The 22,875-nt window shown below is 70.2% G+C and carries 27 protein-coding genes, 1 tRNA gene and 1 riboswitch; of the genes, 16 read left to right on the forward strand and 12 right to left on the reverse strand.

Going from position 1 to position 22,875, the window contains the following annotated elements; translation table 11 throughout:
- Positions 1-103: 103 nt before the first annotated feature.
- Positions 104-856 (forward strand): MBL fold metallo-hydrolase, encoded by a 753-nt coding sequence (locus ACFYXV_RS12890; RefSeq protein ID WP_389382879.1) that lies wholly within the window; start codon positions 104-106, stop codon positions 854-856.
- Positions 857-940: 84 nt separating this feature from the next.
- Here ACFYXV_RS12890 and ACFYXV_RS12895 read toward each other — a convergent pair whose 3' ends face one another.
- Both ACFYXV_RS12895 and ACFYXV_RS12900 read right to left on the reverse strand, forming a co-directional pair.
- Complete coding sequence (locus ACFYXV_RS12895; protein ID WP_385462009.1) at positions 941-2,197, reverse strand: PTS transporter subunit EIIC; 1,257 nt, start codon at positions 2,195-2,197, stop codon at positions 941-943.
- 239 nt (positions 2,198-2,436) lie between these two features.
- The gene (locus ACFYXV_RS12900) at positions 2,437-3,738 is read right to left on the reverse strand and encodes a PTS transporter subunit EIIC (protein WP_385462012.1); all 1,302 of its coding nucleotides are present in this window, start codon (positions 3,736-3,738) and stop codon (positions 2,437-2,439) included.
- Positions 3,739-3,865: 127 nt separating this feature from the next.
- Here ACFYXV_RS12900 and ACFYXV_RS12905 point away from each other — a divergent pair, with 127 nt between their 5' ends.
- The 4 genes from ACFYXV_RS12905 (at position 3,866) to rdgB (ending at position 6,153) form a co-directional block, all read left to right on the forward strand.
- Positions 3,866-4,171, forward strand: coding sequence for a glucose PTS transporter subunit EIIB (locus tag ACFYXV_RS12905; RefSeq protein WP_385462015.1), 306 nt, complete (start codon positions 3,866-3,868; stop codon positions 4,169-4,171).
- A gap of 106 nt (positions 4,172-4,277) precedes the next feature.
- Positions 4,278-5,003, forward strand: a complete 726-nt coding sequence (rph, locus tag ACFYXV_RS12910; RefSeq protein ID WP_030299875.1) for a ribonuclease PH — start codon at positions 4,278-4,280, stop codon at positions 5,001-5,003.
- A 119-nt stretch (positions 5,004-5,122) separates the two neighbouring features.
- A complete protein-coding gene (locus ACFYXV_RS12915) occupies positions 5,123-5,509 on the forward strand; it encodes a hypothetical protein (protein ID WP_048475565.1) in 387 nt (128 codons plus the stop codon).
- A 38-nt stretch (positions 5,510-5,547) separates the two neighbouring features.
- Positions 5,548-6,153: an RdgB/HAM1 family non-canonical purine NTP pyrophosphatase gene (rdgB, locus tag ACFYXV_RS12920; RefSeq protein ID WP_385462020.1), complete on the forward strand. Its 606-nt coding sequence runs from the start codon at positions 5,548-5,550 to the stop codon at positions 6,151-6,153.
- Positions 6,154-6,208: 55 nt separating this feature from the next.
- Here the strand turns inward: rdgB and ACFYXV_RS12925 are convergent.
- From ACFYXV_RS12925 to bcp, 4 genes are all read right to left on the reverse strand, one after another.
- Positions 6,209-6,292 (reverse strand) — tRNA-Leu (locus tag ACFYXV_RS12925).
- Between the two features lie 49 nt (positions 6,293-6,341).
- Complete coding sequence (locus tag ACFYXV_RS12930) at positions 6,342-6,995, reverse strand: HNH endonuclease (protein ID WP_389382880.1); 654 nt, start codon at positions 6,993-6,995, stop codon at positions 6,342-6,344.
- On the reverse strand, positions 6,992-7,639 hold the full coding sequence (locus tag ACFYXV_RS12935; RefSeq protein ID WP_385462026.1) for an HNH endonuclease signature motif containing protein: 648 nt from the start codon (positions 7,637-7,639) through the stop codon (positions 6,992-6,994). The genes ACFYXV_RS12930 and ACFYXV_RS12935 overlap by 4 nt, the downstream gene beginning before the upstream one ends.
- Positions 7,640-7,784: 145 nt before the next feature.
- The gene (gene bcp, locus ACFYXV_RS12940; protein WP_385462029.1) at positions 7,785-8,252 is read right to left on the reverse strand and encodes a thioredoxin-dependent thiol peroxidase; all 468 of its coding nucleotides are present in this window, start codon (positions 8,250-8,252) and stop codon (positions 7,785-7,787) included.
- A 112-nt stretch (positions 8,253-8,364) separates the two neighbouring features.
- Here bcp and ACFYXV_RS12945 point away from each other — a divergent pair, with 112 nt between their 5' ends.
- The 3 genes from ACFYXV_RS12945 to ACFYXV_RS12955 all read left to right on the forward strand — a co-directional run bounded on the left by ACFYXV_RS12945 (position 8,365) and on the right by ACFYXV_RS12955 (position 9,556).
- Positions 8,365-8,682, forward strand: coding sequence for a DUF3618 domain-containing protein (locus ACFYXV_RS12945; protein ID WP_383341993.1), 318 nt, complete (start codon positions 8,365-8,367; stop codon positions 8,680-8,682).
- A 94-nt stretch (positions 8,683-8,776) separates the two neighbouring features.
- A complete protein-coding gene (locus ACFYXV_RS12950; RefSeq protein WP_250569469.1) occupies positions 8,777-9,079 on the forward strand; it encodes a co-chaperone GroES in 303 nt (100 codons plus the stop codon).
- A 45-nt stretch (positions 9,080-9,124) separates the two neighbouring features.
- Positions 9,125-9,206, forward strand: a riboswitch (guanidine-III (ykkC-III) riboswitch).
- 29 nt (positions 9,207-9,235) lie between these two features.
- On the forward strand, positions 9,236-9,556 hold the full coding sequence (locus tag ACFYXV_RS12955) for a multidrug efflux SMR transporter (protein ID WP_048475570.1): 321 nt from the start codon (positions 9,236-9,238) through the stop codon (positions 9,554-9,556).
- Between the two features lie 25 nt (positions 9,557-9,581).
- Here the strand turns inward: ACFYXV_RS12955 and ACFYXV_RS12960 are convergent, their stop codons facing one another.
- Entirely contained in the window at positions 9,582-12,041 is a 2,460-nt protein-coding gene (locus ACFYXV_RS12960; protein WP_389382881.1) for a transglycosylase domain-containing protein, read from the reverse strand.
- 178 nt (positions 12,042-12,219) lie between these two features.
- Here ACFYXV_RS12960 and ACFYXV_RS12965 point away from each other — a divergent pair, with 178 nt between their 5' ends.
- The 5 genes from ACFYXV_RS12965 (at position 12,220) to ACFYXV_RS12985 (ending at position 17,214) form a co-directional block, all read left to right on the forward strand.
- On the forward strand, positions 12,220-13,071 hold the full coding sequence (locus ACFYXV_RS12965; RefSeq protein ID WP_383341999.1) for an ABC transporter permease: 852 nt from the start codon (positions 12,220-12,222) through the stop codon (positions 13,069-13,071).
- A gap of 49 nt (positions 13,072-13,120) precedes the next feature.
- A complete protein-coding gene (locus ACFYXV_RS12970; protein WP_385462316.1) occupies positions 13,121-13,987 on the forward strand; it encodes an ABC transporter permease in 867 nt (288 codons plus the stop codon).
- Positions 13,988-13,994: 7 nt separating this feature from the next.
- Positions 13,995-14,963 carry an ATP-binding cassette domain-containing protein gene (locus tag ACFYXV_RS12975; protein WP_389382882.1) on the forward strand — a complete coding sequence of 323 codons (969 nt, stop codon included), beginning with the start codon at positions 13,995-13,997 and terminating at the stop codon, positions 14,961-14,963.
- 96 nt (positions 14,964-15,059) lie between these two features.
- The gene (locus ACFYXV_RS12980) at positions 15,060-15,746 is read left to right on the forward strand and encodes a DUF1707 domain-containing protein (RefSeq protein ID WP_385462039.1); all 687 of its coding nucleotides are present in this window, start codon (positions 15,060-15,062) and stop codon (positions 15,744-15,746) included.
- 109 nt (positions 15,747-15,855) lie between these two features.
- Positions 15,856-17,214 (forward strand): DUF445 domain-containing protein, encoded by a 1,359-nt coding sequence (locus tag ACFYXV_RS12985; protein ID WP_389382883.1) that lies wholly within the window; start codon positions 15,856-15,858, stop codon positions 17,212-17,214.
- A 99-nt stretch (positions 17,215-17,313) separates the two neighbouring features.
- On the opposite strand, the gene ACFYXV_RS12990 is transcribed toward ACFYXV_RS12985, so the two are convergent.
- Both ACFYXV_RS12990 and ACFYXV_RS12995 read right to left on the reverse strand, forming a co-directional pair.
- Complete coding sequence (locus tag ACFYXV_RS12990; RefSeq protein WP_266628960.1) at positions 17,314-17,613, reverse strand: hypothetical protein; 300 nt, start codon at positions 17,611-17,613, stop codon at positions 17,314-17,316.
- A gap of 46 nt (positions 17,614-17,659) precedes the next feature.
- Positions 17,660-17,836 carry a hypothetical protein gene (locus ACFYXV_RS12995; protein ID WP_165937233.1) on the reverse strand — a complete coding sequence of 59 codons (177 nt, stop codon included), beginning with the start codon at positions 17,834-17,836 and terminating at the stop codon, positions 17,660-17,662.
- 149 nt (positions 17,837-17,985) lie between these two features.
- Between ACFYXV_RS12995 and ACFYXV_RS13000 the strand changes: the two genes are divergently transcribed.
- From ACFYXV_RS13000 to ACFYXV_RS13010, 3 genes are all read left to right on the forward strand, one after another.
- Positions 17,986-18,540 (forward strand): GNAT family N-acetyltransferase, encoded by a 555-nt coding sequence (locus tag ACFYXV_RS13000; protein ID WP_385462046.1) that lies wholly within the window; start codon positions 17,986-17,988, stop codon positions 18,538-18,540.
- 51 nt (positions 18,541-18,591) lie between these two features.
- Complete coding sequence (locus ACFYXV_RS13005; protein WP_389382884.1) at positions 18,592-19,674, forward strand: hypothetical protein; 1,083 nt, start codon at positions 18,592-18,594, stop codon at positions 19,672-19,674.
- 138 nt (positions 19,675-19,812) lie between these two features.
- Entirely contained in the window at positions 19,813-21,000 is a 1,188-nt protein-coding gene (locus ACFYXV_RS13010) for a DNA cytosine methyltransferase (RefSeq protein ID WP_389382885.1), read from the forward strand.
- On the opposite strand, the gene ACFYXV_RS13015 is transcribed toward ACFYXV_RS13010, so the two are convergent.
- The 3 genes from ACFYXV_RS13015 to ACFYXV_RS13025 form a co-directional block, all read right to left on the reverse strand.
- Complete coding sequence (locus tag ACFYXV_RS13015; protein WP_389382886.1) at positions 21,001-21,462, reverse strand: very short patch repair endonuclease; 462 nt, start codon at positions 21,460-21,462, stop codon at positions 21,001-21,003.
- A gap of 3 nt (positions 21,463-21,465) precedes the next feature.
- Entirely contained in the window at positions 21,466-22,443 is a 978-nt protein-coding gene (locus ACFYXV_RS13020; RefSeq protein ID WP_389382887.1) for a NaeI family type II restriction endonuclease, read from the reverse strand.
- 106 nt (positions 22,444-22,549) lie between these two features.
- On the reverse strand, positions 22,550-22,756 hold the full coding sequence (locus tag ACFYXV_RS13025) for a hypothetical protein (protein ID WP_389382888.1): 207 nt from the start codon (positions 22,754-22,756) through the stop codon (positions 22,550-22,552).
- Positions 22,757-22,875 lie beyond the last annotated feature (119 nt).

Raw genomic sequence — 22,875 nt, forward strand, 5'->3', positions numbered from 1 at the left:
CAACGGCCTGCCGCGGAGGAGCGACCTGACGTTTCGCGCCTTACGCTCGACCCACGCACGGCCCGCATTCCGTCCACGGACCGTCCCCGGAGGTTCTCGCTCCATGAAGCTCACCGTCGTCGGCTGCTCGGGGTCGTTCCCGTCCGCGGAATCGGCCTGTTCGAGCTACCTCGTCGAGGCCGACGGCTTCCGGCTGCTCCTCGACATGGGCAACGGCGCCCTGGGCGAGCTGCAGCGCCACATCGGTCTCTACGACCTCGACGCGATCTTCCTGAGCCATCTGCACGCGGACCACTGCATCGACATGTGCGCGTACTTCGTCGCCCGCTTCTACCGCCACGAGGGCGGCCGCTGCGGCACCATCCCCGTCTACGGGCCCGAAGGCACCGAGAAGCGCCTGACGACCGCGTACGAGGACGTCCCCGACGAGCGCTCGATGAGCGAGGTGTTCGACTTCCGGACCCTGAAGTCCGGCAGCTTCGAGATCGGCCCGTTCACGGTCCGCACCGAGCGGGTCAGCCACCCCGTCGAGGCCTACGGCATCCGCGTCGAGCACGGCGGCCGCTCCCTCACGTACTCCGGCGACACCGGGGTCTGCCCCGAGCTGGGGATGCTGGCCGAGGGCACGGACCTGTTCCTGTGCGAGGCCTCCTTCACGCACGGCAAGGAGGACGTCCCGGGCCTCCACCTCAACGGGCGGGAGGCCGGGGAGTTCGCGCACGGCGGCCGGGTCGGACGGCTCGTCCTCACCCACATCCCGCCGTGGACGGACGCCCGCCAGAACCTGGCCGACGCCCGCGCGGTCTACGACGGCCCGGTGGACCTGGCGTACGCGGGCGCGGTCTACGAGGTCTGAGCGCGTCCCCGCGCTCGTACGCACGGCGAAGCCCCCGCCCTCCCGGAAGGGAGAACGGGGGCTTCGCCGCAGACCGCGCCGTGCTTACTTGGCCTCGGCCTTGAGCAGCTCGGCGAGCTCCTCGTCGGACTCGCGGCCCGGCGTCGGGAGGTTGAACTTCGTGATCGCGAAGCGGAAGACCACGTAGTAGACCACCGCGAAGCACAGGCCCACGACCGCCAGCCCCAGCGGGTTGGTGGCCTTGCCGAGGTTCAGCAGGTAGTCGATGGCGCCGGCGGAGAAGCCGAAGCCGTCCTTCATGCCCAGACCCCACGTCAGGGCCATGGAGACACCGGTCAGCACCGCGTGGATCGCGTACAGGACCGGGGCGATGAACATGAACGTGAACTCGATCGGCTCGGTCACACCGGTGACGAAGGAGGTCAGCGCGAGGGAGAACATCATGCCGCCGACGACCTTGCGGCGCTCGGGGCGGGCACAGTGGACGATCGCGAGGCAGGCCGCCGGGAGGGCGAACATCATGATCGGGAAGAAGCCGGTCATGAACTGTCCGGCGCTCGGGTCACCGGCGAGGAAGCGGGAGATGTCGCCGCTCTTGCCCTGGTACTCGCCCGCCTGGAACCACGGGAAGGAGTTCAGCAGGTGGTGCATGCCGACCGGGATCAGCGCACGGTTGGCGACACCGAAGATGCCCGCGCCGACGGCGCCGGAGCCGACGAGCCACTCACCGAAGCTGTGCAGACCCGTGCCGAGGACCGGCCAGATCAGGCCGAAGAGGATGCCGATCAGGAGACCGGCGAAGGCCGAGAGGATCGGGACCAGGCGGCGGCCACCGAAGAAGCCCGCCCACTCGGGCAGCTTGGTCCGGTAGAACTTCTGGTAGAGCAGGGCGACCACGATGCCCATGACGACACCGCCGAGCACCTTGGCGTCGACCGGGGCGTCCACGAGGGCGACCTTGTGGTCGACGACCACCTCGACCTGCGGCAGGCTCGGGTCGGTGAAGGTCGCGAGGACCTTGGCGAAGACCAGGTAGCCGGTCACGGCCGCGAGCGCGGTCGAACCGTCCGACTTCTTGGCGAAGCCGATCGCGATGCCGACGGCGAACAGCAGCGCCATGTTGGCGAGGATCGCGCCACCGCCGGCGGACATGTATCCGGCTATCTTGGTCAGGAACGCCGGCAGCGAGGGGTCGCCGAGCATGTCCTTGTCGCCGAGGCGGACCAGCAGCGCGGCGGCCGGGAGCACCGCAACGGGGAGCATGAGGCTCCGGCCGATGCGCTGCATGACGGCCATCACGCCCGCGCCCTTCTTCTTTTCCGCAGCGGTGGCTGTGGACATGAGGTTCCTCCAGAAGGCAAGGCGCCGCCCAGCGAGTGCAAACGGGGGATGGCGGCGTCTCAAAATGGGGGTACGCGAGCTCCGGACCGGGCTTGCGTGGTCTACACCAATGGGTGGTGTAGACCAGTTGTAGCATGGTCGGGGATAGATAAGGAACCTTCGATTTCCTGTGGTCTGCGCCACACATGCGGAAGGCCCCCGGATCCGTGGATCCGGGGGCCTCGCGCGGCGCGGGGGCGTTATGCCTTCGTGTTCTCCGCCTCCATCGCGGCGATCTCCTCGTCCGACTCCCGGCCCGGGGTCGGGATGTTGAACTTCGTGATCGCGAAGCGGAAGACCGCGTAGTAGACGACCGCGAAGCCCAGCCCGATCGGGATGATCAGCCACGGCTTGGTCGCCAGGCCCCAGTTGATGACGTAGTCGATCAGGCCGGCCGAGAAGCTGAAGCCGTCGTGCACGCCGAACGCCCACGTCACCGCCATCGACACACCCGTCAGCACCGCGTGGACCGCGTACAGCGCCGGCGCCACGAAGAGGAACGAGTACTCCAGCGGCTCCGTGATGCCGGTGACGAAAGACGTCAGGGCGACCGACAGCATGAGGCCGCCCACCTCCTTGCGCCGCTGGGGCTTCGCGCAGTGCGTGATCGCCAGAGCCGCCGCAGGAAGGGCGAACATCATGATCGGGAAGAAGCCGGAGAGGAACATGCCGGCGTTCGGGTCGCCGTTCAGGAACATCGGGATGTCGCCGTGCACGGTCCTCCCGTCCGGCGTGGTGTAGCTGCCGAACTGGAACCACACCGGCACGTTCAGGAACTGGTGCAGGCCGATCACCAGCAGCGCCCGGTTCGCGACGCCGAAGACCCCGGCGCCCCCCGAGCCCAGGTCCACCATCCAGTCGGAGAAGCTCTCCAGCCCGCTGCCGATCGGCGGCCAGATCAGCAGGCAGAGCACGGCGAAGCCGATCGCGATGAACGTCATGATGATCGGGACGAGGCGGCGGCCGTTGAAGAAGCCGAGCCAGTCCACCAGCTTCACCCGGTGGTAGCGCTGCCAGAACCAGGCGGACAGCAGGCCCATCACGATGCCGCCGAAGACGCCCGGATTCTGGAAGGTGTACTCGGCGAAGGTGAAGTCCGGGGCCAGGCAGCCGCCCTGGATGTCCCTCGTCCCCGCCGGGCAGGGCTCGGGGAAGACGCGCAGGACGCTGTGGTAGACGAGGAAGCCGACCACCGCCGCCAGGGCCGTCGAACCGTCCGCCTTCTTCGCCATGCCGATCGCGACGCCGATGCAGAAGAGGAGGGGCAGGCCCAGGTCGGCGTTGAGCAGCGCGCCGCCGGCGGCCCCCATCACCTTGGCGACGTTGGTCCAGTCCAGGCCGTCCTTGCCGAAGACGTCGGGCTGGCCCAGTCGGTTGAGGATGCCGGCCGCAGGTAGTACCGCGATCGGCAGCTGGAGGCTCCGGCCCATCTTCTGCAACCCCTGGAACAGGCCGTTCCACCACTTCGGCTGCGGTGTAGCCGCAGCGCTGCTCGCGCTCATCTGCGTCCTCCCTGAACGGCCCGTTTTGGCAGGGGCAGCACGTGCGGCACACTGGTGTAGACCAGTTACGGGGCAGGCTGCTGCTGATCGTCATGATTCGGCAGACCCCGGTCATGCGCTCGCGTAGATGGGCCAACCGTGCGTTACCGTGACGAAGCGGACCGCGCAGGTCGTTCTTCGTAGAACTCAGGGAGAAAACATGGCCACCAAGGCTGAGAAGATCGTCGCCGGGCTCGGCGGCATCGAGAACATCGAAGAGGTCGAGGGCTGCATCACCCGCCTGCGCACCGAGGTCATCAACCCCGACCTCGTCGACGAGGCCGCCCTGAAGGCCGCCGGCGCCCACGGCGTCGTCAAGATGGGCACCGCGGTCCAGGTCGTCATCGGCACCGACGCCGACCCGATCGCCGCCGACATCGAAGACATGATGTGAGCTGACCTCCCGCTCGACCTCCGCCAGACCCCGTACCGGACCCACCCGGACGGGGTCTTCGCGTACCCGGCTCCCGCCCACCCGGCCACCGACTAGGCTCGGACGCATGTCTCGCATCGACGGCCGCACGCCCGAACAGCTCCGCCCGGTCACCATCGAACGCGGATGGAGCAAGCACGCCGAGGGCTCCGTCCTCATCTCCTTCGGTGACACCAAGGTCTTCTGCACCGCCTCCTTCACCGAAGGCGTCCCGCGCTGGCGCAAGGGCAGCGGCGAAGGCTGGGTCACCTCCGAGTACTCGATGCTGCCCCGCTCCACTAACACCCGCGGCGACCGCGAATCCGTACGCGGCAAGATCGGCGGCCGCACCCACGAGATCTCCCGCCTCATCGGCCGCTCCCTGCGCGCCGTCATCGACTACAAGGCGCTGGGCGAGAACACCATCGTCCTGGACTGTGACGTCCTCCAGGCCGACGGCGGCACCCGCACCGCCGCCATCACCGGCGCCTACGTGGCCCTCGCCGACGCCGTCGCCTGGGGCCAGCAGAAGAAGCTGATCAAGGCCGGCCGCAAGCCGCTCACCGGCACCGTCGCCGCCGTCAGCGTCGGCATCGTGGACGGGGTCCCGCTGCTCGACCTCTGCTACGAGGAGGACGTGCGCGCCGAGACCGACATGAACGTCGTCTGCACCGGCGACGGCCGCTTCGTCGAGGTCCAGGGCACCGCCGAGGGCGAGCCGTTCGACCGCAAGGAGCTCAACGCCCTCCTGGACCTGGCCGCCGGCGGCTGCGCCGACCTGGAGGCCATCCAGCTGGGCGCGCTCCAGCTCTAGACGACGGACAGAACCGCAGGGGCCGCAGATGCGTCCCCCTGGGTACGGGCGCACGGTGTCAAACCCGTGCGCCCGTCCTCGTATCCGTACATCCGTGTCGATCACTGGGAGATCCGAACATGAACCCGAAGCACCGCATAGCGGCGGTCGTGCTCGCAGCGGCTCTCGCCGTCCCGGCGCTGACGTCCTGTGACGCGATCTCGACGGCGATGGACTGCGCGAACACGGCCGTGGCCATCACCGACGGGGCCAACGACCTCCAGCAGGCGGTCTCCCAGGCCGGCAACAGCCCGCAGGACGCCCAGAACGCGCTGAACCAGATCGAGGCGAACCTCAAGAAGGTCGGCGACCAGACGGACAACGCCGACCTGAGCAAGGCCGTCTCCTCCATGACCACGGCGGTCAAGAACGTCCGCACCGCCATCGAGAACGGCAACACCACCCCCGACATCCAGCCGGTCGCCGACGCCGCGAAGGAACTCTCGAAGGTCTGCACCCCGGGCTGAGCCACGGGCCGCCCGGACGGGGCCGGATAATGGGCCGCATGACCAGCCGCCTGATCCTCGCCACCCGCAACGCGGGCAAAGTCGCCGAGCTCCACGCCATCCTGTCCGACGCCGGCCTGCCGTACGAGCTGGTCGGCGCGGACGCGTACCCGCAAATCCCGGACGTCAAGGAGACCGGCATCTCCTTCGCCGAGAACGCCCTCCTCAAGGCGCACGCCCTGGCGCAGGCCACCGGCCTGCCGGCGATCGCCGACGACTCCGGCCTCTGCGTGGACGTCCTGAACGGCGCGCCCGGCATCTTCTCGGCGCGGTGGGCGGGCAAGCACGGCGACGACCGGGCCAACCTCGACCTGCTGCTGGCCCAGCTCGGGGACATCGCCGACGAGCACCGAGGCGCACACTTCGCGTGCGCGGCGGCCCTCGCCCTCCCGGACGGCACCGAACGCGTCGTGGAGGGCCGCCTCCGGGGCACCCTGCGCCACGCCCCGGCGGGCACGGGCGGCTTCGGCTACGACCCGATCCTCCAGGTCGAGGGCGACACCCGCACCTGCGCGGAACTCACCGCGGCGGAAAAGAACGCCATCTCCCACCGTGGCCAGGCCTTCCGAGCCCTGGTCCCCTTCATCCGCGCCCTGGTCGGCTGAGGGCGCGTACGAGAACGGCCTGTGAATCGATCTTGCGATTCACAGGCCGTTGCTGTGCGGCGGAAGGGATTCGAACCCTCAAGCCGTTTCACGGGCCACAGATCCTAAGTCTGCTGCGTCGCCGTTGCGCCACCGCCGCTAGCCGCCTGCCATGATAGCGGCAGGCGGCTGTACGGAAATGCGCAAGATCAGGAACTCGACCGGCGGTTGCCTCCTCGGCACCATGTGCTGGTGATCGCATGGCAGTTGGGGCACAGCAGCCTGAGGTTCTCCCGGCGGTCGTCACTCCAGTCGCCGTTGATGTGGTCGATCTCCAAGGTCATGGGGCGCCCCTGCCACTCGGGAGGCGTGCCGCACCGGTCGCAGCACTTCGGTACGCCGATCTCGTGCAGCGCTCGGCGCAGCGTCTTGGTGCCGGTCCTCCGCGGCCTGTCATGCCGGACGAGTACGTCGTCCGGTGCCTTGGCGGTGGGTGATGGCTTGCCGCGCTGGTGTGCCTGCCCGAGGAAGTGAGTGGTGCTGATGCCTTCGTCGGCGATCCACGTACGCAGGCGGGTGCGCTGATGGTGGTTGTCCGGCCGGCCCAGGTGCCGGAGGGTCTCGGCGAGTGAGCGCGAGGCGTCCACCGCACGCCGGAGTTCCCCCGTGGCCGGCCGGGGCGGGCGGCCAATGGCAGGGAAGTGGGAGACATCGATGCCGTGGTCGGCGAACCGCTTCAGGAGATAGGAGGAGAGCCGCGGGTACGGCCGGGTGCCCAGATGGGCGATGACCTCCTCGATGTCGGAGCAGAGCCGGGCCGCCTCGGCCAGGGTGTCCCTCGTGTAGCGGTTGCCGGCGGTCATCGGCGCACCTTGCCCCGGCCGCGGTATGTGCTTGTGGTGGAGTGGCAGTTGGGGCAGAGGAACCGCAGGTTCTCCCGCCGGTTGTTCCGCCAGTTGCCGTCGATGTGGTCGACCTCCAAGGGGAGCGGCTCGCCCAGCCAGGCCGCCTTGATGCCGCAGGAGGCGCAGCATTCGTCGGCCCCCGTCTCCAGAAGGGCGCGCCGCAGGCGGGAATTGGGTGTCCTTGTGGCGTGTGGCGAGCAGTCCTCGCGCAGGATCTCCTCGGCTGCGCGGCGGCGCCTGTTGTCCCGCATTCGTTCGGTCCGTGTCGGGCCGGTGAAGTGCGAGGTGTCGATCGCGAAGGCCTTCACCTTGCGGCTGATGTGAGCGTGGTGACCACCTACTGGTTCCAAGCCCAGCCGGTGGAGCACCGCGTACATGTTGCAGGAACCGGCCACGGCTTCCTCAAGCACCTCCCGGGTCCATTTCACCCCCTCCCGCTCGAAGTGAGAGGTGTCGATCCCCAGCTTCCGCATGCGGATGCGCACATGATCGCGGGATCCGCCCCGGGGGTCCGCCCCCAGCTTCTCCACCGCCTCGCTCAGCGTCCGCGACGTACGCGCCGCCTCCGTCAGGCGTTCCGCTGTGTACCGGCTCGTCGCCATCCGTCCCCGCTCCTCCCGGCCGCGTGTGCGGCTCTCGTACGGAGTAACGGGGTGGTCGGCGGACGGTTACGGGGCGTTTCGTCCGATAAGCGGAGCGGCCCGCGCCGGGTGGGTGCGGGCCGCTGCCGGGGAGCCGGGGGGTCCGTCAGATGCCGAGGTCCTTGATGATCTTGGCCACGTGGCCCGTGGCCTTCACGTTGTAGAGGGCGCGTTCGACCTTGCCCTCCTCGTCCACGATCACCGTCGAGCGGATGACGCCGGTCACCGTCTTGCCGTACAGCTTCTTCTCGCCGTACGCGCCGTACGCCTCCAGGACCTGCTTCTCCGGGTCGCCGACCAGGGTGACCTTCAGGTGCTCCTTCTCGCGGAACTTCGCCAGCTTCTCCGGCTTGTCCGGGGACACGCCGATCACGTCGTAGCCGGCCCCGGCCAGCACCGACAGGTTGTCCGTGAAATCGCAGGCCTGCTTCGTGCAGCCCGGGGTCAGCGCCGCGGGGTAGAAGTACACGATCACCTTGCGGCCGATGTGGTCGGCGAGCGAGACCTCGTTGCCGTCCGCGTCGGGCAGGGTGAAGGCGGGGGCGGTGTCGCCCGGCTGGAGTCGCTCGCTCATGTCAACAGTCTCCTCGGGAGGGGATCGGTACGGTCCGAGACTAAGCTGACAGACTGTTCATGGTGGGCTACGCCCCCTATCCGACCGACCCGACGACGACGGAGGCAGCGCGGTGCCCGAAGCCAGGACCCCCGCACAGATCGAGGCGGACATCGTCCGCCGCCGCGAACAGCTCGCCGAGACGCTCGACGAGATCGGCGTGCGCGTGCACCCGCAGACGATCATCGGGGACGCGAAGGCCAGGGTCGTCTCGACGGTGGACCACACGGCCGGCCGTGCCGTCGTCGCCGTGAACCGGCTCCTGACGGACGTGCGCGACGGCCTGCGCCACGAGGACGGCGCCCCGCGCTACGAGCGGATCGCGCCCGTCGCCCTGCTCGCGGCGGGTGTGATCGGCCTGCTCGTGGTCTCGGCGCGGCGCAAGCGCTGATGACCCTGCGGCGTACGGGCGGGGCGCGGGCGGGTAGGTTCGTGGCGTGAGCGACGACACCAACACCACCACCCACGACAAGCTGCCCATCCGCATGCTGCACGACCGTGTGCTCGTGAAGTCCGACTCGCCGGAGGGCGAGCGGCGCTCGGGCGGCGGCATCCTGATCCCGGCGACCGCTGCCGTGGGCAAGCGGCTGGCCTGGGCCGAGGTGGTCGCGGTCGGGCAGAACGTGCGCAGCGTGGAGCCGGGCGACCGGGTGCTGTACGACCCCGAGGACCGGGCCGAGGTCGAGGTGCGGGGTGCCACGTACGTGCTGATGCGCGAGCGGGACCTGCACGCCGTGGCCGCGGAGCGGCTGGAGGGGTCCGAGGACTCCACCGGGCTCTATCTGTAAGCGGGGCTTCGAGGGGCCGGTGACCGGTGTCACCGGCCCTTTCGCATGGGCTTTGCTACGGTGGTGGAGAACCCCGACGAGACGCGCCGTACCGGGTAGCCGTGGCTGGACGACAAGACGACGCACCCCGTTCGCTCTCGTTCCGGAGGTGCCGTCATGGCCTGGGTTCTGCTTCTCGTCGCCGGTCTGCTCGAAGTCGGCTGGTCGATCGGTATGAAGTTCACGGAGGGTTTCACGCGGCTGTGGCCCAGCGTGTTCACCGGTGCCGGGATCATCGCCAGCATGGTGCTGCTCTCGTACGCCGCCAAGACGCTGCCCATCGGTACCGCGTACGGCGTATGGGTGGGCATCGGCGCCGCCGGGGCCGCGGTGCTCGGCATGGCGGTGCTGGGCGAGCCCGTCACCGCCGCCCGGATCTTCTTCATCTGCCTGCTGCTGGTCGCCGTGGTGGGGCTGAAGGCGACCTCCGGTCACTGATCCCCCGGGTGCCCTTCCCCGGCGGCTACTCCAGGTACTCCGACGAGGGGCGGTTGCGCAGGCCGCCCGTCGCGCCGCCCAGGGTGCCCGCCGTCGAGCCCGTCGTGGTCCCTCCGGTCGTCCCCGCGCTCGTTCCTGCGGAGGTGCCCGCGTCGCTCTGGCCTCCCGTGGTGTCGCCTTCCGGGGTCTGGCCCCCGGTGGTCTGCCCCTGGTTCTGCCCCTGGCTCTGGCCCTGGTTCTGGCCTTGGCTGCGGCCGCCCTGGTCCTGGCCGCCGGTGGGAGGCGTCGGCCGGCCCGGGCGGTTCGGCCGGCTCGGCGGGGCCGGGGACTGCGGGGTGCTCTCGTCCTCCGACGGCTCCGGGCTGCCGGGGACGAACGGGGGCGGGGACGGGGCCGCGCCCGGCTGGAGGTCGAGGTCGAAGTCGAGGGGGTCGCTGTTCTCCAGGGCCGACTTCGTGTACTGCGCCCAGATCCGCGCCGGGTACCCGCCGCCCCCGATCCGGGCCTCGCCGAGCGCCCCGTACAGGGATTCCAGGGCCCCCGTGTCGGGGTCCTGGCCCATCATCGAGACGACCGTGACCAGGTCCGGGGTGTACGCCGCGAACCAGGCGGAGCGGTCCAGTTCGCCGGTGCCCGTCTTGCCCGCGGCCGGGTGCCCGGCGGCGAGGGCCGCCGTACCGGTGCCGTTGTCGACGACGCTGACCAGCATGGACGTGGTGGTGTCGGCGGCTTCGCGGCTGACGGCCTGCTTGGGGGTGCGGTCGGGCAGCTGGACGTCGTCGTCACCCTTCTCGATCTTCTCGACGAGGGTGTACGGGGTGTAGCGCCCGTGGTCGGCGAGGGTCGCGTAGGCCTGGGTCATGTCCAGGACGCTGGCCTGCATGGTGCCCAGCGCCATGGCCGGACCGGCGTCGAAGTTCGGGGTGTCCTCGGGGATGCCGAGGTCGATCGCGGTCTGCTTGACCTTGGCGGTGCCGACGTCGACGACCATCTGCGCGAAGACGGCGTTGACGGAGAGGTCGGTGGCGGTGTTGACGGTGATGTTCCCGTACGAGATCTGCCCCTCGTTCTCGGGGGCGTACGGGGTCCGGGTGCCGACCACGCGGCGCTTGTTGTCCCCGTTGTAGACGGTGTTGGGGGTGATCAGGCGGCCGTCCTGGGTACGGGAGTCGTTCTCGACGGCGGAGGCGAACACGAACGGCTTGAAGGTGGAGGCCACCTGGTAGTCGTGCCGGGTCGCGTTGTTGACGTACTGCTTGGTGTAGTCGATGCCCCCGTACATGGCGACGACCTTGCCGGTGGCGGGGTCGATGGAGACCCCGCCGGCCCGGACGACCCGGTCGGCCTTGTTCTTCTCCGGGTCGAGCTCGCTGACCATCTTCTCGTCGACGGCCTTGACGAACGCGTTCTCGCGGCTCTTGTCGATGGTGGTGGTGATCCGGTAGCCGCCCTCGGCGAGGGTCTTCTCGTCGAGGATCTTGTGGTCGACGATGTAGTCCTTCACGGCCTCGACGAGATAGCCGCGCTGGCCCGAGAGTCCGGCGGCCGGGCGGACCTTGCCGGGTTCGGGGAAGCGGACGGCGGCGCGCTCGGCGGCCGGCAGCCACTGCTTCTTGACCATGCCGTCGAGTACGTAGTTCCAGCGGGCGAGGGCGCGTTCGCGGCTCTGGGGGTGCGCGACGACGTCGAAGGCGCTGGGGGAGTTGAGGAGGGTGGCGAGGTACGCGCCCTCGGCGGTGGTGAGTTTGTCGACGTCCTTGCCGTAGTAGGCCTGGGCGGCGGCCTGGATGCCGTAGGCGTTGCGGCCGAAGTAGCTGGTGTTGAGGTACCCCTCCAGGATGTAGTCCTTCGACTTCTCGCGGCCGAGCTTGATCGCGATGAAGAACTCCTTGACCTTGCGCTTGATGGTCTGTTCCTGGCCCAGGTAGTAGTTCTTGACGTACTGCTGGGTGATGGTGGAGCCGGACTGGGTGCCCTTGCCGGTCGCCGTGTTCCAGGCGGCGCGGACCATGGCCTTGGGGTCGACGGCCCGCTCGGAGTAGAAGTCCCGGTCCTCGGCGGCCAGTACGGCCTCCTGGACGGTGCGGGGGATCTGCGAGAGCGGGACGTTGACGCGGTTGACCTCGCCGTCGCGGGCGAGCTGGGAGCCGTCGGCGTACAGGTAGAGGTTGGACTGGGCGGTCGCGGCGGCGTTGGCGGGCGGGATGTGGACCAGCAGGTAGCCGGCGACGAACGCGCCGACGATCAGCAGGCCGAGCAGCACGACGGCGGCCAGGACCATGCGCCAGGTGGGGACGAGGCGGCGCCAGCCGGTCCGCTTACGTTTCCGTTCGGCCTTCTTGGCGGCTCGGCGCGCCCGCCGGTCACCGGCCGGCTGCTGCGGCTGCCGTGCCGGCGAGGGTCCTGCGGGTCGTCCCGCGGGCCGTCCCGCGGGGGTGTCCGGGTCGCGAGGCGTCCAGCCCGGTGGTGGTGACTGGTCGCTCATCGCCAGGACTCCTCGACAACGCCGTACGAAATATCCACGTCTGTACCCCATGCTGTCTACCCGATTGGCCGCTCATTCCGCGTTGGACGGGCGTAAACCGGTCGCGTGGATCGCCCCTCCGCACTAAGCTCGCGCGCTTTGGCCGACGTAGGAACGACCGGGAAAACGGAGGGATACGGTGCGCCAGGGAACGGCTCGCACGACCGCGGCCGCAGCGGCACGCGGAGCGCGGCTCTATCCGGCCGTCGCGGCCGGCGGGTTCCGGCGCTACGCCACCTACGGGACGGCGACGGCCGCGGGGGTGTTCACCAACACCGTCTTCGGCTTCGTCCTCGCGTACACGTACGTCGCGTTGTGGGACGAGCGGCCCGGGCTGGGCGGCTACGACCAGGCGCAGGCGCTGACGTTCGTCTGGGTGAGCCAGTCGCTGCTCGCCGCGGGCGCGCTCATCGGCGGCGGGTTCCAGGAGGAGATGCAGGAGCGCATCCGTACGGGTGACATCGCCGTCGACCTGTACCGGCCGGCGGACCTGCAACTGTGGTGGCTCGCCGCCGATCTGGGAAGGGCGGGCTTCCAGTTGCTCGGGCGCGGGGTCGTGCCCCTGCTGGCGGGGGCGCTGGCCTTCCGGCTGGCCCTGCCCGCCGACCCGGTGCGGTGGCTGCTGTTCGCCGTGTCGGTACTGCTCGCGCTGCTGGTCAGCTTCGGGGTGCGCTACCTGCTGGGGCTGGCCGCGTTCTGGCTGATGGACGGGGCCGGGATCAACATGATGGCCGTCGTCGCCACGGTCTTCTTCTCCGGGATGCTGCTGCCGCTGACGGTGTTCCCGGGCGGCTTCGGGGAGTTCGTCCGCGTGCTGCCGTGGGCGGCGATGATCCAGGTGCCTCTGGACGTGCTGATGGGCGTGCACGCGGGCGCCGGGAGCGCGGCGTCGGCGCTGGGCTTCCAGTCGGCGTGGGCGCTCGTACTGCTGGGCGCGGGGCGGCTGTTGCAGTCGGCCGCGACACGGAAGGTGGTCGTCCAGGGTGGCTGAGGCAGAGGCGGTGGAGGCGGTGGAGGTGGAGGCGGTGGAGGCGGAGGCGGTGGAGGCGGCCGTCGTCCCGGCGCGGGCCGCGGGACCGGTGGACGTACCGGTACGGAACAGGGCCGTGGAAGGGCTGCGCGGCTACGGGCTGATCGTGGCGATGTGGGTCCGCTCGACGATGACGTACCGGACCTCGTTCCTCCTCGCCACCCTCGGGAACGCGGCGATCACGCTCCTCGACTTCGTGGCGATCTGGATCATGTTCTCGCACGTGGACGTGCTCGGCGGCTTCACGCTGCCCGAGATCGCCCTCCTGTACGGGTCCTCCTCGGCCTCCCTGGGCCTGGCGGACCTCCTCCTCGGCAATACGGACCGGATCGGCGTCCGGATCCGCGACGGCTCGCTCGACACCATGCTGGTGCGCCCGGTCCCGGTGCTCGCGCAGGTCGCCGCCGACCGCTTCGCGCTGCGCCGGATGGGGCGGATCGGGCAGGGGCTGGCGGTGCTGTGCTGGGCGGTCTCGGAGCTGGGCGTGGAGTGGACGGCCGGGAAGGTGCTGCTCGTGCCCGTGATGGTGCTGGCCGGAGCGGCGATCTTCGGGGCGGTGATGGTGACCGGTGCGGCCTTCCAGTTCGTCGCCGGGGACGCGGCGGAGGTGCAGAACTCCTTCACGTACGGCGGGAACACGATGCTCCAGTACCCGCCGACGGTGTTCGCGAAGGACCTGCTGCGCGGGGTCACGTTCATCGTGCCGCTCGCCTTCGTGAACTGGCTGCCGGCCCTGTACGTGCTGGGGCGGCCGTATCCGCTGGGGCTGCCGGGGTGGGTGGCGTTCGTGAGCCCGCTGGTGGCGGTGTTGGTGTTCGTACCCGCGTCGCTGGCATGGCGCGCGGGGCTGCGTTCGTACCGGAGTACGGGGAGCTGAGGGCGGTATGGGAAGCGACGCGCTGATCGAGCTGGACGGGGTCGAGAAGGTCTTCGACGTACGGCGCCGGGTGAGTCTGATGCGCAGGGAGAAACGGCAGGTCAGAGCCGTTGACGGGATCAGTTTCGAAGTGGCGCGGGGGGAGGTGGTCGGCTACATCGGGCCCAACGGCGCCGGGAAGTCGACCACGATCAAGATGCTGACCGGCATCCTCACCCCGAGCGGCGGCCGGCTGCGGGTCGCGGGCATCGACCCGGCGCGGGAGCGGATGCGGCTGGCGCACCGGATCGGGGTGGTGTTCGGGCAGCGGACCACGCTCTGGTGGGACCTGCCGCTGAAGGACTCGTACGGGCTGATGCGGCGCATGTACCGGATCCCCGAAGCGCGGTTCAAGGCGAACCTGGAGCGGTGCGTGGACCGCCTCGACCTGGCCGAGCTGCTGGACGTACCGGTGCGGCAGCTCTCGCTGGGGCAGCGGATGCGCGGGGACATCGCGGCGGCGCTGCTGCACGATCCGGACGTGCTGTACCTGGACGAGCCGACGATCGGGCTCGACGTGGTGAGCAAGGCGAAGGTACGGGCCTTCCTGCGGCAGCTGAACGCGGAGCTCGGCACGACGGTGCTGCTCACGACGCACGACCTCCAGGACATCGAGCAGCTGTGCGAGCGCGTGATGGTCATCGACCACGGGCGGCTGATGTACGACGGGGTACTGGCCGGTCTGCACGCGATGGGCGAGGGCGGCGGCGAGCGGACGCTGGTGGTGGACCTGGAGCGGGAGCTTCCGGAGATCAGCGTGGCGGGGGCGCGGGTGGTGAAGGTGGACGGGCCGCGGCAGTGGCTGGCGTTCCCGGCGGGGGCTTCGGCGGCGCCCCTGGTGGCGGAGGTGGCGGCGCGGTATCCGCTGCTGGACCTGTCGGTGCGGGAGCCGGACATCGAGGACGTGATCGCGAGGATGTACGCGGGGCAGGGTTGATTCAGGGGTGGCCAGGGTTAATTCAGGGGCGGGCCGGGGCTGTTCCAGGGTTGGGCCCCATACAACTCTTCCCCGCGACTACATAGGCTGGTCCCCATGACTGACGAGCGGCCGGAGAAGCCGTTGCCGGAGCTGAGGGCGTCGGATGCCGACCGCGAGCGGGTGGTGGAGCGGCTGCGCGACGCCGTCGCCGAGGGCCGGCTCGACATGGAGGAGTTCGAGGAGCGGCTGGAGGTCGCGTACACGTCGAAGACGTACGCGGAACTGGAACCGCTGACCCGCGATCTGCCCGCGCCGGGCGGCCGCCCGATGCCGGTCGCGGCCGCGGCGCCGGCCCCGGTGCCGGCGGACGGCTCGTGGGCCTCGCGGATCGGGGGCGGCGGGGTGCCGGCCTCGTCCTCGACGGCGGTCGCGGTGATGTCCTCGTTCCAGCGCAAGGGCACCTGGACGGTGCCGCCCCGGCTGGACGCGGTGGCGTTCTGGGGCGGCGGCGAGCTCGACCTGCGGGAGGCGAACTTCGCGGAGCGGGAGGTGGTGATCAACTGCGTCGCGATCATGGGCGGCATCCAGATCACGGTCCCGCCGGGCGTGGAGGTCGACGTACGGGGCTTCGGCTTCATGGGCGCATTCGACCAGCGCGACACCCCGGGCCCGGTGGCCCCGGGCGCCCCGAGGGTGGTCGTGACGGGCCTGGCCTTCTGGGGCGGGGTGGAGGTCAAGGTCAAGCCCCCGAAGCGCCAGAAGCCCCTGGGCGGCGGCGCGAAGCTCCGCAAGGAGCTGTAGGGGCCGGGGGTCCGGAGGGGGGTCCGGAGGGGGTCCGGAGGAGGGCCCGGAGCGGGGCCCGGAGGGCGGATCGGCGTGCCGGGAACTCCTGAGGGGTCCCGGGAGTCGGATGCTATGCAGACAAAACCGGCGCCCGGGGGGAAGGGAGGAACACGTGGACCACCGCACCAAGGCCGCGGGGACCGGCACGGTTACCGGCACCGGCGGGTTCGTGTTCAGCGAGGCCGACGAGGAGCGCCGCCGCGGCGTCCGCCGCATGAAGACCACCGCGACCGGGCTGCTGATGCTGGTCGCGCTGGTCTACGTACTGACCACTTGGGCGGAGCACGCCGGAGCCGGCGCCTGGGCGGGCTACGTCCGGGCCGCCGCCGAGGCCGGCATGGTCGGCGCACTCGCCGACTGGTTCGCCGTGACCGCCCTCTTCCGGCGCCCGCTCGGCCTGCCCATCCCGCACACCGCGATCATCCCGACCAAGAAGGACCAGCTGGGCGTCTCCCTCGGGGAGTTCGTCGGCGAGAACTTCCTCTCCCCGGACGTGGTCCGCGCCCGCCTCCACGCCCTCGGCATCGGCGGCCGGCTCGGATCCTGGCTGGCCGAGCCCGCGCACGCCGACCGGGTCACCGCCGAACTGGCCACCGCGCTGCGCGGGGCACTGACCGTACTGCGCGATTCCGATGTGCAGGCGGTCGTGGGCGAGGCCATCACGCGGCGGGCCGAGACCGCCGAGATCGCGCCGGGGATCGGCAAGACCCTGGAGAAGGTCGTCGCGGACGGCGGGCACCGCCGCGTCGTCGACCTCGTCTGCGTCAAGGCCCACGACTGGCTGGTGACGCACGGGGAGTCGGTGATGGGCGCGGTCCAGGGCGGGGCGCCGGGCTGGACCCCGCGGTTCGTGGACCGCAAGGTCGGCGAGCGCGTGTACAAGGAGCTGCTCCGCTTCCTGACGGAGATGCGGGACATGCCGGAGCACCCGGCGCGCGGGGCGGTCGACCGGTTCCTGACGGACTTCGCGGCCGACCTCCAGTCGGACACGGACACCCGGGCGCGGGTGGAGCGGCTGAAGTCCGAGATCCTCCAGCGCGGGGAGGTGCAGGACGTGATCGCCTCCGCCTGGACCGCGATCCGCGCGATGATCATCTCGGCGGCGGAGGACGAGCACAGCGAGCTGCGGCTGCGGGTCCGGTCCTCGCTGCTGTCGCTGGGCGCGCGGCTGGCGACGGACGGCCGGCTCCAGGACAAGGTGGAGGGCTGGATCGAGGGCGCGGTGGTGTACGTGGTGACCACCTACCGGACCGAGATCACCTCGCTGATCACGGACACGGTGGCCGGGTGGGACGCCGAGCACACGTCGCGGAAGATCGAGGCCCACATCGGCCGGGACCTCCAGTTCATCCGCATCAACGGCACGGTGGTCGGCGCCCTGGCCGGCCTGCTGATCTACACGGTGTCGCAGGCGCTGGGGGCGTAGCGGGGCCCGGGCGGGGCCGGGCCGGGCCGGGGCGTACGGGCTGGGCCGGGCCGGGGGCGTACGGGCTGGCCCGCCTGCCCGCCCGGCCCGTACGGTCGCTCAGCCGCGGTCGGCGACGGCCCAGGAGGCGGTCGCGACGACGGCCGCGGCCCCGAGGACGGCCGGCCAGGCCCCGACCTTCTTGGCCAGCGGGTGCGCGCCCGCGAAGCCGGCGAGGTACAGCGCGCCCAGCCCGGCCGCCGCGGGGGTGCCGCCGCGCCGGTGCCATTCGCGCCCGGCGGCCAGCCCGGCGGCGCCGAGCACGACACCGCCCAGCGGGCGCTTCTTGGTCCACCGGGCGACGGCGTACCCGCCGACCAGTCCGGCGGCCGCCACTGCGGAACTCGGTACGCGCGCCATGCCCGACTCCTTCACATCATCTGATCTCACTGGTATTACCACGAGGCTAACGCGGAGGCTTGACCACCCGGCGGGCGCCCAGCGCCCCCAGGACCAACACCGCTCCGCCGATCACACCGTCCGGTACGGCGTCCTTGACGGCGCGCGGCAGCAGCGCCACCACGCCCAGGACGAGGAGGAAGGCGAGCACGCACCGGCCGGCCGCCCGAATCAGTCTGTCCACGGGCTGCTCAACGCGGCGCGGCGGCCGCCGACACGGACGTGGGGGAGGGGATTTGTCGCACACTCGCCGGATCCGTGCGATACGTGCCTTCCGGAACCCGACCGGCATAAATTGGCTCTCCCACCCCAAAGGGTAAAACGGGAAGAAGAATGAGGAGCTCGGACATCGTGATCTGCTACGGACAGGCCGTCCTCGACCTCGCGGACGAACTGGTCGACGCCTATGCCGACGTCTTCTCCGCCCCGCCGTGGAACGAGGACGCAGAAACCATTCGCCAATTCTCGGTCCGCCTCCAGGCCGACACCCGGCGCCGTGGCTTCCGTACGGCCCTCGCCCAGTCCGCGGCCGGCATCGACGGTTTCGCCACGGGCTGGATCACCCCCGCGGCCTTCCCCAAGGACCGCGGGTACGCCCAGGTCGCGGCGCAGCTCGGCCCGGCGCGGGTGCGGGAACTCCTGACGGGGGCGCTGGAGATAGACGAGCTCGCCGTACGCCCGTACGCGCGCGGACACGGCACCGGCCGGGCCCTGCTCACCGAGATCACGGCCGACGCCCCGGACGGGCGGGCCTGGCTGCTGACCTCCCGGCTGGCCACCGACACCGTGGCCACGTACCGCCGCCTGGGGTGGCACGAGGTCGCGCCGCGCCCGGGTACCCAGACGGGCGTGATCGTCTTCCTCTCGCCGGACCACCCGGGGCGCTGACGCCCTCCTCGGACGGGGTGTCGGCGCCCCGGGACCGGGCATACCGCCGGCATGATCACCGCACGTCAGACGAAGAAGCAGCAGCAGGAGCAGACGCAGGAGCAGGCGCAGGCGCCGAAGCGGCCGACGCACCGGGAACCGAACCGGGCGGCGGCGCGGACGGCGCGCCGGCAACTCAACCTGGCCACCCGCCACCAGCTCGCCGCCTCCGGGATCCCGGACGGCACGATCACCTCCCGCACCCGCCCGGGCGGGCCCTGGCAGCGCTTGCTGCCCCGGGTTTACCTCCTCCAGACCGGCCCCCCGGACCACCGCCAACGCGCCCTCGCCGCCGTCCTGTACGCCGCCGAGCCCGCCGCTGATCCGCTCTCCGGAGACACGGCCGCCCTCACCGGCGGCGCCGCCCTGGCGCTCCTCGGCATCCGCGACGCCCCGCACACCCCGGCCGACGTCCTGATCCGCGCCCCGCGCCGGCTCACCGGCACCCCGATGGTCCGCCCGCTGGCCACCGCCCGGTGGCCGCGCACCATCGCGGTGTCCGGCATCCCGTGCACCCGGCCCGTGCGCGCGGCGGCCGACTTCGCCTCCCGGGCCGGCGACCCCGCGCGGATCCGCTCGACGCTGGCCCATGTGGTCCAGGCCGGCTGGTGCCACCCGCAGGACCTGCACGCCGAGCTCCGCGCCGCCCGGCTCCTCACCCGCCCGGCGATCCGCGCCGCCGCGTCGGAACTCGTCGCGGGGGTCCGCTCGATCGCCGAGGCGCTGGCCCGGGACACCCTGACGGCGACGGACCTCCCGACCCCGCTGTGGAACGCCCGCCTGTACACCCCGGACGGCACCTTCCTGGCGAGCCCGGACGCGTACTGGCCGGACGAGGGCGTGGCCCTGGAGATCGACTCGGCGGAGTACCACTACACGCGCGACGCCTGGCACGCCACCCTCCACCGCCGCCTGCGCCTGGAGTCCCACGGCATCCTGGTGGTCAGCGCGACCCCGTCGATGATCCGCGACACCCCCGAGGAAGTCATCCGGGCCCTCCGCACCCTCCTGACCCTCACCGCATCCCGCCCCACCCCACCCACGGCCCAAGCCCGCGGCCACCAACAGCTGCCCCTCTTCCCAGGCACCGGCTGACGCATGGGTAACGGAATGTTCGGAGTGGTGTGGGGGATGCCGCACACTAGATGAGGTCGTTGTCAGTGGGGTCTGTCACCCTCTGTGATAGCTGGTGGCACAGGGCACCAGCGGGGTTACGTGTTCGAAGGAGGGTGCATGACCAGCACTGAGGCTGTTTTCACCTCGATTGAGATCTGTGCTGGAGCCGGCGGTCAGGCCATCGGACTGCATCAGGCCGGTTTCAGGCACCTGGCGCTCGTGGAGATCGACGCCCATGCGGTCGGGACGCTGCGGGCGAACATCGACACGCAGCCGGAGTGGAGCTGGGAGAAGGCCCACTGCGATCTCCTTCCCCCGACGGACGTCAAGCTCTTCGAACCTGGCAGGGACCTGCCCAAGAGCGGTGAGCTGCTGCAGCGCGGCCTCGATCTTCTGGCCGGCGGGGTTCCCTGCCCGCCGTTCTCACATGCTGGCAAGCAGCTGGGCAAAGACGACGACCGTGATCTCTTCCCGCGGATGCTGGAACTGGTTGAGCAGCTCCAGCCCCGTGCGGTGATGATCGAGAACGTGCGCGGGATCATGGACCCCAAGTTCTCCGACTACCGTGACTGGATCATGGCGCGGCTGCAGGGGGGCGACTACCGCGAAGAGGACGGGCGGCAGGCCCGTACCCGGGGCCTCGGATACACGGTGTGCAAGTGGGACGTCCTGGAGGCCAGCGACTTCGGGGTGCCGCAGCTGCGTCCGCGCGCCATTCTGGTGGCCATCCGCAATGACGTGCTCAAGGATCTGAAGTACGAGTGGCCGTCGCCCACCCACGAGGACCCGGTGAGCGTGGCAGCTGCGCTTGAGGAGACCATGCGCGAGCGGTACGGACGCTACTTCGACGGCGCTCAGGGGGAGCTCGCGCGCAAGAAGTACGACACTTGGCTTGAGACGGCCAGGGGCCGTGACGCCGAGCTGAAGAGCAAGGGGGGCGGCATCGCGCCCACGCTCGTCGGCGGTTCCAAGAAGCACGGAGGGGCCGACCTCGGCCCGAGTCGTGCCAAGGCGTCCTGGAAGCAACTCGGTGTCTCCGGACTCGGCGTGGCCAATGACATGGCTACCTGTGAGAAGAAGGGATCCGAGGACAGGGATCTCTTCGGGCCCGACGGGCCGATGCTCACGGTTGAGCAGGCGGCGATTATCCAGGGCTTTCCTCGGGGCTGGCAGTTCACTGGTGGTAAGACCGCGCAGTACCGGCAGGTGGGCAATGCCTTCCCGCCGCCCGTCGCCGCGGCAGTGGGCAAGTCGATCATCGAGTTGCTCAAGGCGGCCCGGGAGCGGGACCAGGAGCAAGCGTAATCAGGTGCTGCCCGCACCGGTTCTGCGGCGGCGCCTTTCCACCTCGGCAGCGATCCGGGCGGCACAGTCGGCAGCGGCTTCGTGCTCCCAGAACCGGAGCACCGTCCAGCCGGCTTCTTTGAGGCGCTGGTTGGTGTCCCGGTCACGTGCCATGTTTCCGGCAACTTTGGCGGACCAGTAGCCAGGGTTCGTCTTCGGAGACACGTAGTGCTCAGGGCAGCCGTGCCAGTAGCAGCCGTCGACGAACACGGCCACCTTCGCCGGCCCGAAGACAATGTCTGCGGTCCGGCGAAGGTCCTTGATGGGCCGCGCTGCGACGCGGTAGCGCAGCCCTTGCGCGTGCAGCATGCTGCGGATCAGCCGTTCCGGTTTGGTATCACGGCTGCGGATCGCCTGCATGTTCCGGCGCCGCGCGGCTGACGACGCCCATGATCCGTCGGGTGGTGTCCACGAGTCGCCCATGATTCAGAGGTCGGTCGTGGCGGATGAGGTGTGGGCGGGGAGGAGCGGTGCCGGGGTCGCAGCGTCCCCGTCCTCAGCCAGCGACCAGGTGCCCCCGTCGATGACGGCCGACGGCCTGCCGTCTCCCGGGATACTCCGGACGACGCGGGCGCTGACGAAATCGCCCTCCTGCGGTACCGGGAGCGCGAGCTGTCGCGCGATCTCCTGGTGGGCGCGGTAGTCGCCCATGATGATGATTCCCTCGCGGCGGAGCGAGGACCTTGAACCACCGTTTCCCCGGACTCGCTTCATGTAGTCCTTCTGCTGGGCAACGGTGCGTACGACGTTCCGTCCTATCCGGCGGCGCTGAGCACGCCGGAACAGCTCGTTGAGCCTGGCCTGGCCGGACTTCTGGGCGAATACCGCCTCGCGGTCAGCAGGATCCATGTGGAGCAGGGTGTTCTCAGGGAGCACGGCATCGCGCCAGAGCCAGAGGATCTTCGTACGGTGCTCCGCCTTCACGGTCAGTTTCATGTCCCGGTTGCTTCCTCCGTTCAGCAACTCGGGAGCAATCCGGAGCAGGCCAGCGCTCCAGAGGCTCTTCTTGTCGTCAGCCCAGACGAGCAGGCACAGGTGCCCCAATGCCTCCGGAGGGATCATCCAGCCGCCGAACTGCTGCGAGAACTTGCAGTCGACGTCCACGCCGCCGATCCGGTAGTCCATGTCGACGCCGTCATCGAACGCGAACTCGCGCTGGAGGTTGATCTCGACGACCGTCCCGGCATGGGTCTTCTCCGTCTTGAACAAGGACTTCCAGTCGTACCGGCCCGTCACTTCGCCGTTCAGCAGTTGATCGATTGTGTCTCTCAGTACTGCGGCGAACCGCTGGCCGGCAGGGTCTAGCCGGCGCAGCTGGGCGTGGACCAGGGCCAGTTCAGGGTCGTCCTGGGACAGCGCCTGGTTCTGGATGATCACGGCGGCGGAAATGTCCGGAGACAGCAAGCGGACCACCTGTCTGGCGCAAGAGGGCGGTCCTGGATGAGCCGACCGCAGGATGACAGCGAGCATACCGGCGGTCAGCCCGGCCGGGAGTGTCCGCCCGCGGGCCTCAGGTGCCGGCTCCGAGAACCAGGCTGAGCAACAGAAACGCCAGGGTCAGGGTTCCGGCGAACGCGACGGAGCCCATGATGATCGACCCTGCTGCCGACCGGTTGTCCCACCGCGCCAGCGCGACCGCAGCCCCGGCGATGATCAGCGCGAGCACCACGGCAATGGCGATCGTGAGGAACAGAACGGACAACGAAATGTTCAGCATGGAACGGTCAACTCCATTGAAGTGAAAGGGAAGGCATAGGTGTGGATCCCCCGTCCGGTGCCTGGGCAGGAGGGAGAGGCGGAGCGCCGTGACGTTCTTGCTCCGCGATGCCGGAATCC

The organism is Streptomyces sp. NPDC002181, from assembly GCF_042890485.1.
In the GTDB taxonomy this organism is placed as follows: domain Bacteria; phylum Actinomycetota; class Actinomycetes; order Streptomycetales; family Streptomycetaceae; genus Streptomyces.

What these genes read in the sequence shown, in the direction of transcription:
- ACFYXV_RS12930 (WP_389382880.1), bottom strand. Translation starts at nt 6,995, where the DNA reads ATGACCGCCGGCAACCGCTACACGAGGGACACCCTGGCCGAGGCGGCC.
- ACFYXV_RS12895 (WP_385462009.1), bottom strand. Translation starts at nt 2,197, where the DNA reads ATGTCCACAGCCACCGCTGCGGAAAAGAAGAAGGGCGCGGGCGTGATG.
- ACFYXV_RS12905 (WP_385462015.1), top strand. Translation starts at nt 3,866, where the DNA reads ATGGGCCAACCGTGCGTTACCGTGACGAAGCGGACCGCGCAGGTCGTT.
- ACFYXV_RS13000 (WP_385462046.1), top strand. Translation starts at nt 17,986, where the DNA reads ATGAGGAGCTCGGACATCGTGATCTGCTACGGACAGGCCGTCCTCGAC.
- ACFYXV_RS12980 (WP_385462039.1), top strand. Translation starts at nt 15,060, where the DNA reads ATGACTGACGAGCGGCCGGAGAAGCCGTTGCCGGAGCTGAGGGCGTCG.
- ACFYXV_RS13005 (WP_389382884.1), top strand. Translation starts at nt 18,592, where the DNA reads ATGATCACCGCACGTCAGACGAAGAAGCAGCAGCAGGAGCAGACGCAG.
- ACFYXV_RS12990 (WP_266628960.1), bottom strand. Translation starts at nt 17,613, where the DNA reads ATGGCGCGCGTACCGAGTTCCGCAGTGGCGGCCGCCGGACTGGTCGGC.
- ACFYXV_RS12935 (WP_385462026.1), bottom strand. Translation starts at nt 7,639, where the DNA reads ATGGCGACGAGCCGGTACACAGCGGAACGCCTGACGGAGGCGGCGCGT.
- ACFYXV_RS12915 (WP_048475565.1), top strand. Translation starts at nt 5,123, where the DNA reads ATGAACCCGAAGCACCGCATAGCGGCGGTCGTGCTCGCAGCGGCTCTC.
- ACFYXV_RS12975 (WP_389382882.1), top strand. Translation starts at nt 13,995, where the DNA reads ATGGGAAGCGACGCGCTGATCGAGCTGGACGGGGTCGAGAAGGTCTTC.
- ACFYXV_RS12985 (WP_389382883.1), top strand. Translation starts at nt 15,856, where the DNA reads ATGCTATGCAGACAAAACCGGCGCCCGGGGGGAAGGGAGGAACACGTG.
- ACFYXV_RS13010 (WP_389382885.1), top strand. Translation starts at nt 19,813, where the DNA reads ATGACCAGCACTGAGGCTGTTTTCACCTCGATTGAGATCTGTGCTGGA.
- ACFYXV_RS12900 (WP_385462012.1), bottom strand. Translation starts at nt 3,738, where the DNA reads ATGAGCGCGAGCAGCGCTGCGGCTACACCGCAGCCGAAGTGGTGGAAC.
- ACFYXV_RS13025 (WP_389382888.1), bottom strand. Translation starts at nt 22,756, where the DNA reads ATGCTGAACATTTCGTTGTCCGTTCTGTTCCTCACGATCGCCATTGCC.
- ACFYXV_RS12955 (WP_048475570.1), top strand. Translation starts at nt 9,236, where the DNA reads ATGGCCTGGGTTCTGCTTCTCGTCGCCGGTCTGCTCGAAGTCGGCTGG.
- bcp (WP_385462029.1), bottom strand. Translation starts at nt 8,252, where the DNA reads ATGAGCGAGCGACTCCAGCCGGGCGACACCGCCCCCGCCTTCACCCTG.
- ACFYXV_RS12950 (WP_250569469.1), top strand. Translation starts at nt 8,777, where the DNA reads ATGCTGCACGACCGTGTGCTCGTGAAGTCCGACTCGCCGGAGGGCGAG.
- ACFYXV_RS13015 (WP_389382886.1), bottom strand. Translation starts at nt 21,462, where the DNA reads ATGGGCGACTCGTGGACACCACCCGACGGATCATGGGCGTCGTCAGCC.
- rdgB (WP_385462020.1), top strand. Translation starts at nt 5,548, where the DNA reads ATGACCAGCCGCCTGATCCTCGCCACCCGCAACGCGGGCAAAGTCGCC.
- rph (WP_030299875.1), top strand. Translation starts at nt 4,278, where the DNA reads ATGTCTCGCATCGACGGCCGCACGCCCGAACAGCTCCGCCCGGTCACC.
- ACFYXV_RS12890 (WP_389382879.1), top strand. Translation starts at nt 104, where the DNA reads ATGAAGCTCACCGTCGTCGGCTGCTCGGGGTCGTTCCCGTCCGCGGAA.
- ACFYXV_RS12960 (WP_389382881.1), bottom strand. Translation starts at nt 12,041, where the DNA reads ATGAGCGACCAGTCACCACCACCGGGCTGGACGCCTCGCGACCCGGAC.